Here is a 12690-nt window from a genome sequence, read left to right as displayed (position 1 = left end):
TCCCGCTCACAGTTCGATCGCCGCGATCAGGTCCGCGAGCAGGTTGCCGGCGACCTCGCTGGCCGCGTGCGCCTGCGACAGCGTGTGCGCGTGGCTCAGCGATTCGCCCGACAGCCCGGCCCCCATGTTCGTGATCAGTGACAGCGCCAACACGCGCAGCCCCGCATGGCGCGCGAGGATCGTCTCCGGCACGGTGCTCATGCCGACCGCGTCGGCACCCCACTGCTGGAACATGCGAATCTCGGCCGGCGTCTCGAACTGCGGGCCGAGTGTCCAGACATAGACGCCTTCGTGCAGTGTGATGCCCGATCGCGCGGCGACCCGCTGCGCGGTGGCCCGCAGCGGCGCATCGTAGGCATCGAGCATGCTGACGAAGCGCTCCGAGCCGCCGGCACCGACCAGCGGCGAGCGCTGCGACGGGTTGATGTGGTCGGCGAGCACCATCAGGCTGCCCGGGGTCATCGTGGCGCGCAGGCTGCCGGCCGCGTTGGTCTGGACCAGCACCTCGCAACCGAGCGCGCGCAGGGTCTGCAGCGGCACCTGCATCCCCTTCACATCGCCACTCTCGTAAGCGTGCTTGCGCCCGCTCATCACCGCGACCTCGTGCGTGCCGATGCGGCCGAGCCAGAGTTCGCCCGAATGGCCCTGCACGGTGGCCTGCGGGAAGCCGTCGAGCTGGTCGTAGCGGATCCGCACCGGCTCGCTGACGCGCGCGGTCAGACCGCCCCAGCCGGAGCCGAGCACGATCGCGATGCGCGGCCGCGCCTGCGGCGCCAGCGCACGCAGCTGCTGCAGCGTCGATGAAGCGCTTGTCATGGGGCGAGGTTCTCCGGCCCGAAGCTCTCGGGTAGCAGCTGCGCGAGCGTGAACTGCGCGCGCAGCTGCTCGCGGTCGCCGACCAGCACCGGCGTGTCGGCCGCCGCGAATTCGCGCAGCTTCTGGCGGCAGCCGCCGCAGGGCGTGACGAGCCCGGCGCCGTCGCCGACGACCGCGAGCGCGCGCACCTTCGTGCTGCCGGCGAGCACCATCGCGCTGAGCGCGCCCGCCTCGGCGCACACGCCCTGCGGGTACGCGGCGTTCTCGACATTGCAGCCGGCATGGATGCGGCCCTGGTCGTCGAGCACCGCCGCGCCGACCGCGAAGTGCGAATACGGCGCGTAGGCATGCCCCTGCGCGTCGCGCGCGGCACGCAGCAGCCGGGCTTGTTCGAGTTCAGTCATCACGAGCATTTCGGGTTCAAGGTTCTTCTTTCAGCGTTCTTTGACGTACGGCAGGCCCAGCGACTTCGGCGCGACGGTGCGACCGATGAAGCCGGCCAGCAGGATCACGGTCAGCAGGTAGGGCAGTGCCTGCACCGCCTGCACCGGCACCTCGCCGATGCCCGGCAGGCTGACGCCCTGCAGCCGAATCGCGGCCGCGTCGAGAAAGCCGAACAGCAGGCAGGCGAGCAGCGCAGGCACCGGCCGCCAGTTGCCGAAGATCAGCGCGGCCAGCGCCATGAAGCCGCGGCCGGCCGTCATGTTCGGCGCGAACGAGGCATTCTGCGCCAGCACCAGGTAGCTGCCTGCAAGACCGCACAGCAGGCCGTTCAGCGTCAGCGCCGCGTAGCGCAGCCTCAGCACCGAGACGCCGGCCGCATCGACCATGTGCGGGTTCTCGCCGACCGCGCGCAGCCGCAGCCCGAAGCGCGTGCGGTACAGCAGCCACCAGACGCCGCCCACCAGCAGCAGCGCCCCGTAGACCAGGAGGTTGTGGCTCAGCAGCCCTTCGCCGAGCGCGGCGCCGAGGAAACCGCCGACCCCCGGCACCTGCTGCAGCGCGGCCTGCGCACCCGGCCACAGCGCGTGCAGCCGCACCGCGTCGGCGACCGGCGGCGTCTGCCCGCCCTGGTGGAACCACGCGATGCCGAGCACCACCGTCAGGCCGGCCGCGATGATGTCGATCGCCATGCCCGAGACGACCTGGTCGCCGGTGTGGCTGACGGTCGCGAAGCCGTGCAGCCACGACAGCAGCATCGCGACGCCGCAGGCCAGCAGCAGCGCGATCGCAGTCGAGCCAAACACCGCGCCGGCGGCCGCCGCGACGAAGGCCGCGAACAGCATCTTGCCCTCGAGCCCGATGTCGACGACGCCCGAGCGCTCGGCGAGCAGCCCCGCGAGCGCGCACAGGATCAGCGGCGTCGCGACGCGCAAGGTCGACGCGATCAGCGCGCCCAGCAGGGCCTCATCCATTCGATGCTCCCGCTGCGTTCGCGACATCGCCGTGCGCCGGCCGGCGCAGCGCGCGCCAGCGGAACAGCCGCGCGATCCCCGGCGCGATCACATAGGCCATCGCGCCCGAGAACAGCACGATGAAGCCTTGCAAGGTCACGACCATGTCGCGGCTGAAGCCGGGAATCTCGAAGCTGACCTCGGCACCGCCCTGGAACAGCGCGCCGAACAGCAGGCTCGCCAGCACGATGCCGAACGGATGGTTGCGCCCCATCACGGCGACCGCGATGCCGGTGAAGCCGGCGCCGCCGACGAAGTCGAGCAGCAGCTTGCCGTTGACGCCGGCGATCTCGTTCATCCCGACCATGCCGGCGAGCGCGCCTGACAGCCCCATCGCGAGGATCACCTGGCGCTTCGGGCGAATGCCGGCGTAGGCCGCCGCGCCTTCGCTCGAACCGACCGCGCGCAGCCGATAGCCGGCGCGGCTGTGCCACAGAAATGCATAGACGCCGAGCGCCGCGAGCAGCGCCAGGAACAGGCTCAGGTTCAGCGGCGACGAAGGCCACTCGACGCCGAACCACGCGAGCGCCTCGTGCATGCCCGGCAGGTGCGCCGCCGGCCCGAACGGCAGGCTCTCGACCGACATGCTGCCGGGCGCCTTCAGCCGGTTCACCAGCAGGTAGACGAGCAAGGTGCTGGCCAGAAAGTTGAACATGATCGTCGTGATCACGACATGGCTGCCGCGGTAGGCCTGCAGGTAGCCGGGGATCGCCGCCCAGGCCATGCCGAACAGCGCGCCGCCGACGAGCATCAGCGGCAGCAGCACCGGCGCCGGCAGCTGGTTCGACAGCCACATCGCGACCAGCCCGGTGCCCAGCCCGCCGAGCGTGGCCTGCCCTTCGGCGCCGATGTTGAACAGCCCGCCGTGCGACGCGAGCGCGACCGCCAAGCCGGTGAAGATGAAGCTGGTCGTGTAGTACAGCGTGTACGACAGTCCGCGCTCGGTGCCGAACGCGCCGTGCACCAGCATCGTCATCACGTCGGCCGGCTTCTGCCCGATCAGCGCGACGACCAGCGTGGCCGCGAGCAGCGCGATCGCCAGGTTGACGAGCGGCAGCAGCAGCACGTCGGCCCAGCGCGGCAAGGGTTGGCCGGCGCTCATGCCGCGAGCCCCTGGGCAGCGTGCGTGTCGGCCGTCTCGACCATCAGCAGCCCGACCTTCGCCTCGGTGCACTCGTTGATCGGCAGCTCGCCGGTGATGCGGCCTTCGTTCATCACCAGCACGCGGTCGGCGAGCGCGAGGATCTCGTCGAGCTCGCTCGACACGACCAGCACCGCACACCCCGCGTCGCGCAGCGCGCGCAGCTGCGCGTGGATGAACTCGATCGCGCCGATGTCGACACCGCGCGTCGGCTGGCCGACCAGCAGCACGCGCGGCGCCTGGCCGATCTCGCGCGCGAGCACGAGCTTCTGCTGGTTGCCGCCGGAGAACTTCGCGCTCGTCAGCAGCGGGTCGCGCGGGCGCACGTCGAAGCGCTGCATCAGCGCCGCGGTCGCGCGCTGCATGCCGCGGCGGCGCATCCAGCCGCGCCGGCTGTAGGCCGGCAGGCCTTCATAGCCGAGCACCGCCGACTCCCACGCGCCGAAGCTCATCACCATCGCGCGCGCATGCCGGTCTTCCGGCACGTGCGCGACGCGCAGCTCGCGGGCGCCGCGCGGGTCGAGCCAGCGGCCGGGCTCGAACGATGTGCCGGCCACCGTGAGCCGACCCTGCTGCGGCGCGCGCAAGCCGGAGAGCACTTCAAGCAGCTCGCTCTGGCCGTTGCCGGCGACGCCGGCGACACCGACGATCTCGCCGGCGCGGAGCAGCAGGTCGACGCCGCGCAGCCGCACGACGCCCATCGCATCGCGCACCGTCAGCCCCTCGGCCTGCAGCGCCACGGCGCCGGGCGCCACGAGCGCGTCGCCCTGCCGACCCATGTTGACCTGGCGCCCGACCATCGCCTCGGCCAGGCCTTGCACCGAGGCCTCTTTGATCCCGCACTCGTGCACCACGCGCCCGCCTCGCATCACGGTGACGCGGTCGCACAGGCGCATCACTTCCTTCAGTTTGTGGGTGATCAGGATGATCGTCGTGCCCTGCTCGCGCAGCCGCGCGAGCACCTTGAACAGCGCCTCGGTCTCCTGCGGCGTCAGCACGGCCGTCGGCTCGTCGAGGATCAGGATCTTCGCGCCGCGGTACAGCGCCTTCAGGATCTCGAGCCGTTGCCGGTCGCCGACCGACAGCTCGCCGACGATCGCGTCGAGCTCGACGCGCAGCCCGGTCGACGCCATCAGCTCGCCCAGGCGCTGCCGCACGACCGCGTCGGCGCGTCTCAGCAGCACGTGCGGTTCGGCACCGAGCATCACGTTGTCGATCGCGCTCAGCGTTTCGACGAGCATGAAGTGCTGGTGCACCATGCCCAGCCCCAACGCGATCGCCTCGAAGGCATTGCGGATGCGCACCGGCGCACCGTCGACCTCGATGCGGCCGCTGTCGGCCGCATAGAAGCCATAGAGCACCGACATCAGCGTGCTCTTGCCCGCGCCGTTCTCGCCGACCAGGCCATGCACGCTGCCCTTGAACACGCACAGGTTCACGTCGGCGTTCGCCTGGACGCTGCCGAAGCGCTTGTTGATGTCGATCATGCGCACCGCGACTGGCGCTTCGGCGGACGAGGAAAGAGGCGGCGGCGTCATGGTCGCGGTGAGAGAAGGAGGTGCGGGATTCTCAACGGGCCCGCAGCGGGCCCGTCGACTCGCGCCGCAACAATTGCGCCGGCAGAACGACTTCGCGGCCGCCGAGGGCGCCCGCGGCAATGCGCTCGATCAGCACCTGCGCGGCGACCTCGCCCATCGCGCGGATCGGGTGGCCGACCGTGGTCAGCGCCGGGTATGCGTAGGCGCCGAGGTCGATGCCATCGAAGCCGATCACCGACAACATCGACGGCACCGCGACGCCCAGTTCGGCGGCGGCGCGCAGCGCGCCGATCGCGAGCAGGTCGTTGCTCGCGAAGATCGCGCTCACGTCGCCGCGCGCGAGCAGCTGGCGCGTCAGCTCGTGGCCGGCGGCGGCGCTGAAATCGCCTTCGAGCAGCCAACCCGGCTCGATCCCGATCTCGGCCTGCGCCATCGCATCGCGCCAGCCCGCGACGCGCGCGCGGCTGACCGCGAACTCCGAGGGCCCGGCGAGGCAGGCGATCTTGCGGTGCCCGAGCGCAAGCAGGTGTTCGACGGCGAGCCGCGCGCCGCCCTCGTGGTCGACGCGCACCAGGTCGGCCGCGAGGCCCGGGATCGGGCGATCGACGACGACCGTCGGCACGCGCGCCGACGCGAGCCGCTGCGCCAGCGGCGAGGCCTCGCCGGCGGCCGCGGCGAGCAGCAGCCCATCGACGCGGCGCTCGAGCAGGGTCTGCAGGTAGCGCGACTGGCGCTCGGGATCGTCGTCGGAGTTGCACAGGAACACCGAGTAGTCGGTGCGGCGGCAGCAGTCTTCGATGCCGCGCGTCAGCTCGGCGAAGAACGGGTTCGTGATGTTGGGCACCAGCACGCCGAGGATGCAGGTCTCGCTCATCTTCAGCGCGCGCGCCACCGCGCTCGGTGCGTAGCCCATCTCGGCGATCGCGCGCTCGACGCGTTCGCGTGCCGAGTCGCTGACGCGGCGCGTGCCGTTCAGCACGTGCGAGACGGTCGTGAACGACACGCCCGCACGCGCGGCCACGTGCTTGATTGTTGACACGCGCTTGCGCTCCGCCGGGTCAGCGAGCTCCGCTCAGAGCTTGCAAGCGTTGTCTGCCATGTAGTCGGCGACCTTGATCTTGCCGGCGATGATCTCGGCCTTCGCGGCATCGACCTTCTTCTTCATGTCGGCACTGACGAGCTTCGCGTTGTACTCGTCCATCGCGTAGTCGATCCCGCCTTCCTTGAGGCCCAGCACCGTGACGCCCGGCTTGTAGGCCTTCACGGACTCGTAGACCGCGACGTCGACGCGCTTCAGCATCGAGGTCAGCATGGTGCCGGGCTGCAGGTGGTTCTGGTTGCTGTCGACGCCGATCGCGAGCTTGCCGGCGTCCTTCGCGGCCTGGTAGACGCCGATGCCGGTGCCGCCGGCGGCCGCGAAGACGACATCGGCACCCTTGCCGAACTGCGCCTTCGCGAGTTCGCCGCCGCGCGCCGGGTCGGCCCACGCGGCGCCGGTCGTGCCGGTCATGTTCGAGAACACCTCGGTCTTCGGGTTCGCGTACTTCGCGCCCTGCTCGTAGCCGCACTGGAACTTGCGGATCAGCGGGATGTCCATGCCGCCGACGAAGCCGACCTTGCCGGTCTTGCTCGCCTGCGCCGCCATCACGCCGACCAGGAAGCTGCCCTCCTGCTCCTTGAAGACGACCGATTGCACATTGGGCTGCTGCACGACCATGTCGATCAGCGTGAACTGCAGCTTCGGGAACTCCTTCGCGATCTTCTCGATCGCCGCGGCCTGGCCGAAGCCGATGCCGATGATCGGGCTCGCACCGCGCTCGGCCATCCGGCGCAGCGCCTGTTCGCGCTGCGTTTCGTTGGCGATCTCGAACTCCAGATACGGCTTGCCGGTCTCCTTTTTCCAGCGCTCGATGCCGCGGTAGGCCGCCTCGTTGAACGACTTGTCGAACTTGCCGCCCATGTCGTAGACGACGGCCGGTTCGGCACGAGCCGCCACGCTGGCCGTCACGGCGAGGGTCAGCAGGGCGAGTTGTTGGAAGATTTTCATGATCGGTCTCAGGTGACGAGGTTCGGGAGGAGCATGATGGCGCGATTTCCGCACTCTGTTGAGGCGCAAACGTTTGCCGATCGCACTTTAAGCAGAATTCGGGCCTGTTTGAACGGTGGTTTCCCGCGCCGCGGCCCGGTCGACATGGCTCGATTCGTGCGAAAGCCAATCCGCTCCGCCCATTGCCGTCCTCATCCGATCGACCCGCGCCTCGCCGAAAGACCGCCGCCTTGACTGCACCGACCTCGCTCACGCCCCCCGACCTGCGCCCGCTGCCGAAGGCCTTGCTGCACGAACACCTCGACGGTGGCCTGCGCCCCGCGACATTGCTCGAGCTGGCGCTCGCGCGCGGCCTGCCGGTGCCGACCGCCGATGCCGCGCAGCTCGCCGACTGGATGCACGCGAACGCCAACTCCGGCAGCCTCGAGCGCTACCTGCGCGGCTTCGCGCTGACGATCGGGGCGATGGCCACGCCCGAGGCCTGCGAGCGCGTCGCGTTCGAGGCCGCCGAAGACGCGCGGCTCGACGGCTGCGTGCTCGCCGAGTTCCGCATCGCGCCGCTGCTGCTCGAGCCGCACGGCGTCAGCGGCGATGCGGTCGTCGAGGCGATCGTCGGCGGGCTGCGCCGCAGCGCGCTCGCGAGCGGGCTGATCGTCTGCGCGATGCGCACCGATGCCCCCGACGAGACGCTGCGTGCCGCCGAGCTCGCGGCGCGCCATGCCGGACACGGCGTGATCGGCTTCGACCTGGCCGGCGCCGAGCGCGGTTTCCCGCCCGCGCCGCATGCGGCGGCCTTCGCTCATGCCCGCGACGCCGGGCTCGGGCTGACCTGCCATGCCGGCGAGTCCGATGCCGGTTCGCGCGTGCTCGAAGCGGCCATGCTCGGCGCGACGCGCATCGGCCACGGCGTGCACATCATGGGCGGCGCAACACCCGAGCAGACCGCCGAATGGGTCGCCGCGGCGCGCGAGCGCGGGCTGCACTTCGAGGTCTGCCCGAGCAGCAACGTGCACACCGGCGCATTCGCATCGCTGGCCGAGCACCCGATCCGCGCGATGGTCGAGGCCGGGCTGTCGGTGTCGTGCTCGACCGACAACCGCCTGATGTCGGGCGTGACGCTGAGCGGCGAACTGGCCGCGATCCATGCCGAGCCCGGCCTGAGCCTTGCGCAGCTCGCCGGCCTGATGCGCAGCGCGGTCGCCGCGTCGTTCCTGCCAGCCGCGCAGCGCGAGGTCGCGATGCAGGCGATGAAGCGCTGGGACGAAGCGGTGGCAAGCGGCGGCTGACGCCGAGCGCACGCGTCGGCAGACTGCCGAACAAGGCGATCAAGAAGTAGCGACGAAGTGCACCGCCCCTTGAGCGGGCGACTCAGCGGCGCCAGCCCTGGTCGCGCGCCTGGCGTTCGCGGGCCGCGTCGAGCGCGTCGCCGGCGATGCGCTGGTCGACCGCATCGAGCACCGCGCGCGGCAGCGCGCTCGCGGCCTGGCGCACGCCGCCTTCTGGCGCCGCTTCGGCGGTCACCAGGGTCTGGACCGCCCAGCGATCCTGTTGGCGGCAGGCCAGCCCGGCGACGGCCGCGGTGCTGAAGGTGCGGCAGTAGGCGCCGCTCTTGTCGATGAAGCTCAGCTGCACCGCGACCGGGCCCCCTGCGACCGGCGCGCTCGCGAGTTGCGAGGCGAGCGCGTCGCGAATCGCGCCATCGGCGACGAGCTTCCCGTCGCGCAGCGCGACGCCGGGGCTGGCTGCGAGGCGATCGAATTGCGCGCCGACCAGCACGCCGACGAGCACGCCGGCCGCGATACCGCCCCACTGCGCCCAGGTCGGCATGCGCCGGCGCTGTTCGCGCGCCGGGCCGAGGTCGGCGACGGTCGGTGGCAGCGCGGCCGGGCGCAACAGCGTCGCGAGGCGCTCCGGCATCGGCTCGTCCAGCACCGGCGCGAACGCCGCCGCGAGACGATCGCGCTGCGACCGCATCCGTGCCACGCGCTGGCGCAGTGCCGGATCGGCGACGAGCTCGCGTTCGAGCTCGCCGCGCGTCGGTTCGTCGAGCTCGCCGTCGGCAAATGCCATCAAGATTTCATCCGGCCACTTCGTCATCATCGCGCTCCATGTCGGTCGGTCAGGGTCGCCTGCAGCGCCTCGCGGGCACGCGCGAGGCGGCTGGTCAGCGTGCCGATCGGAACGCCCAGCACCTCGGCCGCTTCGCGGTAGGGCAGGCCTTCGACCAGCACCAGGCCGACCACTGCGCGCTGGTCGTCGCCGAGTTGCGCGACCGCCTTGCGCACCGCGATCGCGTCGATCTGCGCGTCGGTCGTCGACACGCCGACGTGCTCGCCCTCTTCCTCGGCGACGAAGGTCTGGCCGCGCCGCTCGCGCGCTCGCGTCTCGTCGATCCAGGCGTTCTGCATGATTCGAAACATCCAGCTGTCCAGGCGCGTTCCCGCCTGCCACTGCTCGGAGCGGGTCAGCGCCCGCTCGACGGCGATCTGCACCAGGTCGTCGGCGTCCTCCCGATGCCGCGCGAGCGTGCGCCCGAAGCGCCGCAGCCGCGGCAGCAGCGCGGCGATCTCGCGTCGAAAGGTCTCGGAAGAATCGGCCATCGATGACAGGTACAACGCCGGGGGACGGGATTTTGTTCCATGCCGCGTTCGTTATCCTTCCAACGCCATGATCTGCACCGCCTTCCTCTCACGTCGGGTCCTGCGCTCGGTGCTCGCGGCGCTCCTCGCGGCCGGGCTCGCCGGCACGGCCGCGCCGGCACACGCGCAGCTCGGCGTACCGCGCGTGACGCTGCCGTCCTTGCCGCGCGAATTGCCGCGCCTGCCGGCCGCGTCGGCGAGCCAGTCCTTGCCGCCGCTCGTGCCGCTGCAGTCGCTGCGCCTGAACACGGTGCGCGCGCTGCTGCGCGAGCATGCCGGCGTGCTCGAGGCCGATCCCGCCGGCGAGCCGGTGCGGCGCGGCGAGCTGTTGCTGATCTCGCCGGCGCCCGCGAGCGTCGATGCCGCGCTCGCCGCGGGCTTCGTGCGGCTGCGCGAGGAAGCGCTGCCGGCGCTCGAACTGCGCGAGCTCGTGCTGCGCCCGCCGCCCGGGTTGTCGATCGCCGACGCGCTCGTGCGCCTGCGGGCCATCGATCCGCAGATCGATGCCGATTTCAACCACGTCTACACGCGCAGCGGCGAAACCACCGGCGCGGCCGTGGCGGCCAGCGCCGGCCCCGCGGTCCCGGCGCGCCGTGTCGGGCTCGTCGACAGCGGCATCGCCCGCGACCATGCGGCCTTCCGCGGCGCCGACCTGCGCAGCTGGGGCTGCCAGGACGCGCCGGTCCCGAGCCCGCACGGCACGGCGGTGGCCTCGTTGCTGGTCGGGCGTGATGCCCCGTTCGCCGGCGTCGTGCCTGGCGCGGTGCTGTACGCGGCCGACATTTACTGCGGCCAAGCCGCCGGCGGCGCGGTCGAGACGATTGCCCAGGCGCTGGCGTGGCTGGCGCGCGAAAACGTCGGCGTCGTGAACATCAGCCTCGTCGGCCCCGCCAACCGGCTGCTCGAAAGAACGATCCAGGCCATGAACCGCAAGGGCCACCTCATCGTTGCCGCCGTCGGCAACGACGGCCCGGCGGCACCGCCGCTCTACCCGGCGTCGTACCCCGGCGTCGTCGGCGTCACCGCGGTAACGCCGACGCGGCGCGTGCTGCCCGAGGCGGCCCAGGGGCCACAGGTGATGTTCGCGGCACCGGGCGCCGAGCTCGCGGTCGCGCGCGGTGCCGGCGGCTATGTCGACGCGCGCGGCACCTCGTTCGCGGCGCCGCTGGTGGCCGGCCTGCTCGCCGAATCGCTGCGGGCGCCCGACGCTGCTGCAGCCGCGGCAGCGTTGCAGCGCGTGACGGATGGCGCCGTCGACCTCGGCGCGCCGGGCCGCGACCCGGTGTTCGGCCTCGGGCTCGTCGGCGAGAGCGCGCGCGTCGCGCCCGATCGCGTGCAGGCCCGGTCGCGCTGATCCGCGCGCCGCGGTCGCTTGCGACTTCTTACACAAGGCCGCGGAAGAAACACGCGGCGAGGCCCGTTGTCAGTGGGCAGGGATCGGGTTGGCCGACCCCTCGAACCATCGAAGGGACTCATCATGTCGAAGCATCAATTCCTCGCTCGTTCCGTGTTGACCGCCGCGATCTCGTGCGCCGCGGCACTCGTCCAACCGGCGCACGCCGGCCTGCTCGGCGGCGCGAGCGGCGGCCTGGGCGGCAGTTTCGGACCGCGCAGCCTCGATGTCGGCGGCCAGGCGGCCGCGCAGGCAAGCCGCAACGGCGCCGGCATCTCGCGCAGCGCGCAGTCGCCCGTCGACAAGGCGCGCGAGGCAACAGCAGCGACCCGCAGCGCGACGGGCGGCGCGCAAGCGACCGGCGCCGTGTCGGGCGCGCAAGCAGGCGGCACAACATCCAGCGCGCAAGCGAGTGGCGGCACTTCCGGCGCGAACGCAGCGACCGCAGCCAACGGCACGACCCAGCCCACGCCCGCGGGCCGTTCGGTGAGCGCCGACGCTTCCGCGCAAGGCTCGGTCGGCCGCTGACTACGCGTGCTGCGCGGCCCGGCGGCGAGCGCGCACCGCCGTCGCCAGATCGTGCAGCACCGGCCGGGTCTGCGCGAAGCCGAGGCAGGCGTCGGTGATCGACACGCCGCGCTTCAGGGGCACGCCGGGCCGCAGATCCTGGCGGCCCTCCTCGAGGTGGCTTTCGATCATCACGCCGACGATGCGTTGCTCGCCGCCGGCGACCTGCGCCGCGACATCGCGTGCAACCTCGATCTGGCGCAGGTACTGCTTGCTGCTGTTGCCGTGCGAGACATCGATCATCACCTGCTCGCGCAGCCCCGCGGCACGCAGCGTCTCGCAACTCGATGCGACATGCGCGGCATCGTAGTTCGGTGACTTGCCGCCGCGCAGGATCAGGTGGCAGTCGTCGTTGCCGCGGGTCTCGAAGATCGCGGCCATGCCCATCTTCGTCATGCCCATGAACGCATGCGACGCGCGCGCCGCCAGGATCGCATCGGCGGCGATCCGGATGCTGCCGTCGGTGCCGTTCTTGAAGCCGACCGGGCAGCTCAGGCCCGACGCGAGCTGGCGATGGCTCTGGCTCTCGGTCGTGCGCGCGCCGATCGCGCCCCAGCCGATCAGCTCGGCGATGTACTGCGGGCTCAGCAGGTCGAGGAACTCGGTGCCGGTCGGCAGGCCGAGCGTCGTCAGCTCGAGCAGCAGGCGGCGCGCACGCTCCAACCCTTCGTTGATCGTGAAGCTGCCGTCGAGGTGCGGGTCGTTGATGTAGCCCTTCCAGCCCACCGTCGTGCGCGGCTTCTCGAAGTACGCGCGCATCACGATCAGCAGGTCGTCCTGCAATTCGTCGGCGACCCGCTTCAGGCGCTGGCCGTACTCGATCGCCTGATCGTGATCGTGGATCGAGCACGGGCCGACGACGACGATCAGCCGGTCGTCGCGGCCGTGCAGCAGCGCCGCGATCGCGGCCCGGCTCTTCTCGACCAGCGTCAGCGTGTCGTCGCGCAGCGGCACGCGCTCCTGCAGCAGCGCCGGCGTGATCAGCGGGCGCACCGCGCCGATGCGCACGTCGTCGATGCGGGTGGTGTCGAGCGTGCTGTCGCGGGCGCCGATTTCGCGGTCGTGCAAGGGGTCGTCGAATGAGTTCGTCATGTC

Annotated in this window: 13 protein-coding genes; 3 read left to right on the top strand and 10 right to left on the bottom strand. The window is 71.5% G+C overall.

Annotated elements, in window-relative coordinates; genetic code table 11:
• Positions 1–6 precede the first annotated feature (6 nt).
• From AC1DTW_RS04485 to AC1DTW_RS04455, 7 genes are read right to left on the bottom strand one after another with little or no spacing between them, the layout of a single operon-like run.
• A complete protein-coding gene (locus AC1DTW_RS04485) occupies positions 7–816 on the bottom strand; it encodes a purine-nucleoside phosphorylase (RefSeq protein WP_477979539.1) in 810 nt (269 codons plus the stop codon).
• Positions 813–1220: a cytidine deaminase gene (locus tag AC1DTW_RS04480; RefSeq protein ID WP_477979537.1), complete on the bottom strand. Its 408-nt coding sequence runs from the start codon at positions 1218–1220 to the stop codon at positions 813–815. The genes AC1DTW_RS04485 and AC1DTW_RS04480 overlap by 4 nt, the downstream gene beginning before the upstream one ends.
• Before the next feature lie 30 nt (positions 1221–1250).
• Positions 1251–2231 (bottom strand): ABC transporter permease, encoded by a 981-nt coding sequence (locus tag AC1DTW_RS04475; RefSeq protein ID WP_477979535.1) that lies wholly within the window; start codon positions 2229–2231, stop codon positions 1251–1253.
• Complete coding sequence (locus tag AC1DTW_RS04470) at positions 2224–3372, bottom strand: ABC transporter permease (protein ID WP_477979533.1); 1149 nt, start codon at positions 3370–3372, stop codon at positions 2224–2226. The genes AC1DTW_RS04475 and AC1DTW_RS04470 overlap by 8 nt, the downstream gene beginning before the upstream one ends.
• Positions 3369–4949, bottom strand: coding sequence for an ABC transporter ATP-binding protein (locus AC1DTW_RS04465; protein ID WP_477979531.1), 1581 nt, complete (start codon positions 4947–4949; stop codon positions 3369–3371). Before AC1DTW_RS04465 ends, AC1DTW_RS04470 begins: the two co-directional genes overlap by 4 nt.
• A gap of 31 nt (positions 4950–4980) precedes the next feature.
• On the bottom strand, positions 4981–5988 hold the full coding sequence (locus tag AC1DTW_RS04460; RefSeq protein ID WP_477979529.1) for a LacI family DNA-binding transcriptional regulator: 1008 nt from the start codon (positions 5986–5988) through the stop codon (positions 4981–4983).
• Between the two features lie 33 nt (positions 5989–6021).
• On the bottom strand, positions 6022–6996 hold the full coding sequence (locus tag AC1DTW_RS04455) for a BMP family lipoprotein (protein ID WP_477979527.1): 975 nt from the start codon (positions 6994–6996) through the stop codon (positions 6022–6024).
• A gap of 230 nt (positions 6997–7226) precedes the next feature.
• Here AC1DTW_RS04455 and add point away from each other — a divergent pair, with 230 nt between their 5' ends.
• Positions 7227–8282, top strand: a complete 1056-nt coding sequence (gene add / locus AC1DTW_RS04450; RefSeq protein ID WP_477979525.1) for an adenosine deaminase — start codon at positions 7227–7229, stop codon at positions 8280–8282.
• Between the two features lie 82 nt (positions 8283–8364).
• Here the strand turns inward: add and AC1DTW_RS04445 are convergent, their stop codons facing one another.
• Both AC1DTW_RS04445 and AC1DTW_RS04440 read right to left on the bottom strand, forming a co-directional pair.
• On the bottom strand, positions 8365–9066 hold the full coding sequence (locus tag AC1DTW_RS04445; RefSeq protein ID WP_477979523.1) for an anti-sigma factor family protein: 702 nt from the start codon (positions 9064–9066) through the stop codon (positions 8365–8367).
• 26 nt (positions 9067–9092) lie between these two features.
• Positions 9093–9596, bottom strand: a complete 504-nt coding sequence (locus AC1DTW_RS04440; protein WP_477979521.1) for a sigma-70 family RNA polymerase sigma factor — start codon at positions 9594–9596, stop codon at positions 9093–9095.
• A 67-nt stretch (positions 9597–9663) separates the two neighbouring features.
• Between AC1DTW_RS04440 and AC1DTW_RS04435 the strand changes: the two genes are divergently transcribed.
• Together AC1DTW_RS04435 and AC1DTW_RS04430 are read left to right on the top strand one after the other, a co-directional pair.
• Positions 9664–10989 (top strand): S8 family serine peptidase, encoded by a 1326-nt coding sequence (locus AC1DTW_RS04435; RefSeq protein WP_477979519.1) that lies wholly within the window; start codon positions 9664–9666, stop codon positions 10987–10989.
• 123 nt (positions 10990–11112) lie between these two features.
• The gene (locus AC1DTW_RS04430) at positions 11113–11556 is read left to right on the top strand and encodes a hypothetical protein (protein ID WP_477979518.1); all 444 of its coding nucleotides are present in this window, start codon (positions 11113–11115) and stop codon (positions 11554–11556) included.
• Here AC1DTW_RS04430 and AC1DTW_RS04425 read toward each other — a convergent pair whose 3' ends face one another.
• Positions 11557–12687 carry a 3-deoxy-7-phosphoheptulonate synthase gene (locus AC1DTW_RS04425; RefSeq protein ID WP_477979516.1) on the bottom strand — a complete coding sequence of 377 codons (1131 nt, stop codon included), beginning with the start codon at positions 12685–12687 and terminating at the stop codon, positions 11557–11559.
• Positions 12688–12690 lie beyond the last annotated feature (3 nt).

It is taken from the genome of Rhizobacter sp. P5_A1, assembly GCF_056400745.1.
Note: the sequence above shows the minus strand (reverse complement) of the source record. Positions and strands in the feature narration are given on the sequence as shown.

Coding starts and splice junctions, on each gene's coding strand:
- AC1DTW_RS04485 (WP_477979539.1), bottom strand. CDS start 816: ATGACAAGCGCTTCATCGACGCTGCAGCAGCTGCGTGCGCTGGCGCCG.
- AC1DTW_RS04480 (WP_477979537.1), bottom strand. CDS start 1,220: ATGACTGAACTCGAACAAGCCCGGCTGCTGCGTGCCGCGCGCGACGCG.
- AC1DTW_RS04475 (WP_477979535.1), bottom strand. CDS start 2,231: ATGGATGAGGCCCTGCTGGGCGCGCTGATCGCGTCGACCTTGCGCGTC.
- AC1DTW_RS04470 (WP_477979533.1), bottom strand. CDS start 3,372: ATGAGCGCCGGCCAACCCTTGCCGCGCTGGGCCGACGTGCTGCTGCTG.
- AC1DTW_RS04465 (WP_477979531.1), bottom strand. CDS start 4,949: ATGACGCCGCCGCCTCTTTCCTCGTCCGCCGAAGCGCCAGTCGCGGTG.
- AC1DTW_RS04455 (WP_477979527.1), bottom strand. CDS start 6,996: ATGAAAATCTTCCAACAACTCGCCCTGCTGACCCTCGCCGTGACGGCC.
- AC1DTW_RS04445 (WP_477979523.1), bottom strand. CDS start 9,066: ATGGCATTTGCCGACGGCGAGCTCGACGAACCGACGCGCGGCGAGCTC.
- AC1DTW_RS04440 (WP_477979521.1), bottom strand. CDS start 9,596: ATGGCCGATTCTTCCGAGACCTTTCGACGCGAGATCGCCGCGCTGCTG.
- AC1DTW_RS04435 (WP_477979519.1), top strand. CDS start 9,664: ATGATCTGCACCGCCTTCCTCTCACGTCGGGTCCTGCGCTCGGTGCTC.
- AC1DTW_RS04430 (WP_477979518.1), top strand. CDS start 11,113: ATGTCGAAGCATCAATTCCTCGCTCGTTCCGTGTTGACCGCCGCGATC.
- AC1DTW_RS04425 (WP_477979516.1), bottom strand. CDS start 12,687: ATGACGAACTCATTCGACGACCCCTTGCACGACCGCGAAATCGGCGCC.